This is a genomic window from Pseudomonas sp. CAN1, assembly GCF_030462585.1.
Lineage (GTDB): Bacteria > Pseudomonadota > Gammaproteobacteria > Pseudomonadales > Pseudomonadaceae > Pseudomonas.
Genome location: NZ_JASMRU010000085.1, coordinates 1 through 3,046, shown reverse-complemented (window position 1 = coordinate 3,046; position 3,046 = coordinate 1). Strand labels below are relative to the sequence as shown.

At 68.8% G+C, this 3,046-nt stretch carries 3 protein-coding genes and 2 pseudogenes; all 5 read right to left on the bottom strand.

Features of this window, described 5'->3' with window-relative positions:
• Nucleotides 1-29: 29 nt before the first annotated feature.
• Nucleotides 30-122, bottom strand: a pseudogene (locus QO207_RS31335) (ribulose-phosphate 3-epimerase); the annotation flags it as partial.
• Nucleotides 123-1,184 (bottom strand): annotated as a pseudogene (locus QO207_RS31330) (acyl-CoA dehydrogenase family protein); the annotation flags it as partial. It abuts the pseudogene before it with no gap.
• 169 nt (nt 1,185-1,353) lie between these two features.
• On the bottom strand, nt 1,354-2,181 hold the full coding sequence (locus tag QO207_RS31325; protein WP_301536124.1) for an enoyl-CoA hydratase/isomerase family protein: 828 nt from the start codon (nt 2,179-2,181) through the stop codon (nt 1,354-1,356).
• Between the two features lie 101 nt (nt 2,182-2,282).
• Nucleotides 2,283-2,693 (bottom strand): helix-turn-helix transcriptional regulator, encoded by a 411-nt coding sequence (locus QO207_RS31320; RefSeq protein WP_301536123.1) that lies wholly within the window; start codon nt 2,691-2,693, stop codon nt 2,283-2,285.
• Nucleotides 2,694-2,742: 49 nt separating this feature from the next.
• On the bottom strand, nt 2,743-3,046 hold a 304-nt coding region (locus QO207_RS31315), incomplete at its 5' end, for a hypothetical protein (RefSeq protein WP_301536122.1).

Genomic DNA, 3,046 nt, shown 5'->3' with positions numbered 1-3,046 from the left:
CCCGGCGAACGGCAGTTGTGCAGCACTCATCACTTGCGCGCCTGCGCCAGCTCAGCGTGCATGGCGCGGATGACCTCGGCGTAGTCCGGTGCGTTGAAGATCGCGGAGCCGGCAACGAAGGTGGTGCCGCCGTAGATCCGCGTTACCCGCGAATCGGCGAAGGCGCGGGCCACCGGGTACTCGAGCATGTAGCCGTAGCCGCCATGCAGCTGGACCATCTCGTCCAACGCCTTGCCCAGGGTCTCGGTGGCGTAGAGCTTGGCGATGGCCGCTTCTTCCAGGGTCAGGCGGCGGCGCATGTGCTCGGCCAGGTAGTGGTCGATCATCAGCCGCACGGCGGTGGCCTGGGCCTTGATGTCGGCGAGCTTGAAGCGGGTGTTCTGGAAGTCCCAGACGCTCTGGCCGAAGGCCTGGCGGCTCTTCACGTACTCGATGGTCTGCTCCAGGCTGACTTCCAGTCGCGCCGCCGCGGACACGGCGATGGTGAAACGCTCCTGGGGCAGCTCGCCCATCAGGTAGGCGAAGCCCTTGCCTTCCTCGCCCAGCAGGTTGCCTACCGGCACGCGCAGGTTGTCGAAGAACAGCTCGGCGGTGTCCTGGGCCTTCAGCCCGACCTTGTCCAGCTTGCGTCCGCGCTGGTAGCCGGGGCGGCCGGTCTCCACGGCGATCAGGCTGATGCCCTTGGCGCCGGCTTCCGGGTCGGTCTTGCAGACCACGATCATCAGGTCGGCGGTGTGGCCGTTGCTGATGAAGGTCTTGCTGCCGTTGATGACGTATTCGTCGCCCTCGCGGCGGGCGGTGGTGCGTACGGCCTTGAGGTCGCTGCCGGTGCCTGGCTCGGTCATCGCGATGCCGAGGATGATCTCGCCGGAGGCGGCGCCGGGCAGCCACTTCTGCTTCTGCTCTTCACTGCCGCAGCGGGCGATGTAGGGCGCGATGATGTCCGAGTGCATCGAGAACGCCACGCCGGAAATGCCGGAGCGCGCGTACTCCTCGGAGTAGATCGCGCTGTGGCCGAAGTCGCCGCCGCCGCCACCGTACTCGGTGGGCAGGGTGATGCACAGCAGGCCTTCGCGGCCGGCCTTCAGCCAGGTCTCACGGTCGACCTGGCCGGCCTTGTCCCAGTCGGCCTGGCGAGGGACGCATTCGCGTTCGAAGAAGCGCCGCACGGTGGTGCGGAACATTTCATGGTCTTCGCGGAAGACGGTACGTTGGATATGCACGCAAGGCTCCTGGTTCGGGCTGGCAGGCCCAGAGGGAAGTTCTCGCCCGGAGTCGTCCGGGCCTTGGATTACGGTAGGGAGATGGTCGCCGGGGGCCGCCACCCGCAGTGGGTGGCGGTAGCGGTGGGGCTCAGGAACGGTCCCAGTCGTAGCGCGCGGGCTCGCCGCGCAGGAAGGCCTCGACGGCGTCGAGGTGGTAGGGCTGCGCGGTGGCGATGCCCTGGGCGTAGCACTCCAGTTCCGCGAGGGTCGAGTAGGGCGTTTCGAAGCTGCGGTTGAGCAGGCCCTTGGTCATGCCCAGTGCCTCGCGCGGCGCATTGAGGAAGCGCCGGGCGAAAGCGCGCGCCTGGGCGGCCAGCTCGTCGGGAGCGTGGATCGCCTGGACGATGCCCAGCGTGTGGGCTTCCTCGACGCCGACGCGGCGAGCGCTGAACATCAGCTCCTTGGCCTTCTGCAGGCCGACCACGCGCGGCAGCAGGTAGAGCGCGCCGGCGTCGGGCACCAGGCCGACCTTGGCGAAGGACATGCAGAACGACGCGCGCGACGAGGCGAGGATGAAGTCCGCCGCCAGCGCCAGGGCGAAACCGGCGCCATAGGCCGGGCCATCGACCGCGGCGATCACCGGGATTTCCAGGTTGCGCAGCGGTTCGACCCAGCGGTGCACGGCCTGCAGGCGGCGGCGCATGGCATCGGGGGAGCGGATTTCCGGGTCAGTGCTGGCCTGGCGTTCGCGCAGCGACTTGAGGTCGCCGCCGGCGCAGAAGCTGCCGCCGGAGCCGGTGAGGATCAGGCAGCGGATGCTGCGGTCGCTCTGCAGGCGCGCCAGCAGTTCGATGTAGTCATCGCGCAGCCCCATGGACAGCGCATTGCGCGCGGCACTGTTGAGGTGGGTGAACTCGGCGATGCCGTCCTGCAGGCTCAGCTGCGACTCGCGAAAGGTGATGATCTGGGGTTCCACGGGATGCCCTCCGGCTAGGTCGATGCCGCCTCGGCGGGCGGTTCATCGTCATGCTGGAGGGCAGGCGCAAAGGCCGCGCCACCCTGGGTGGGTGGCGCGCCTCAGCTACCTGTTTCGGCGTCGCGCAGGCGCGCCACGGCCTCGTCGCGGCTGCTCACGCCGAGCTTGCTGTAGATGTGTCGCAGGTGCCATTTCACCGTCTCGTGGGACAGCCCGAGTGCGCGCGCGATCTTCTTGTTCGGTAGTGCCTGGGCCAGCAGGCGCAGGACCTCCAGCTCGCGTTCGCTCAGCGGTTCCATGCCCGGCGCCTGTTGCCAGCGTCCGGGCGCCGCCGCCGGAGCGTCGCTGGCAGTGGGCTGCAGGGCCTGGCCGGCCTCCTGCAGGCGCTCGATATAGAAGGTCAGCACCGGGTCCACGGCGCGCTCGCGCAGCAGTTCCGCGATCAGTTCCAGGGCGCCGTCGTGGTTGTCCAGCAGGCTGCGCAACTGGCCATGGCGCTGGCCGCCGCGCAAAGCGGCCAGCAGCTTGGTGTAGGCGGAGTCCCTGAGGCCGCGGCGAGCGTCAAAGAGCGCGCTGACCAGGGTGCAGCAGTTCCGCGATCAGTTCCAGGGCGCCGTCGTGGTTGTCCAGCAGGCTGCGCAACTGGCCATGGCGCTGGCCGCCGCGCAAAGCGGCCAGCAGCTTGGTGTAGGCGGAGTCCCTGAGGCCGCGGCGAGCGTCAAAGAGCGCGCTGACCAGGGTCATGCGGCTCACTCCCAGCTGTCGATTGCCGGCCTCGCAGATGGCGATCAGCTTGTTCAGCCGCAGGCTGGCGCCGGCCACGTCGCCCTGGTGTTCCTCATAGCGCACCAGCGCGCTCTCGGTG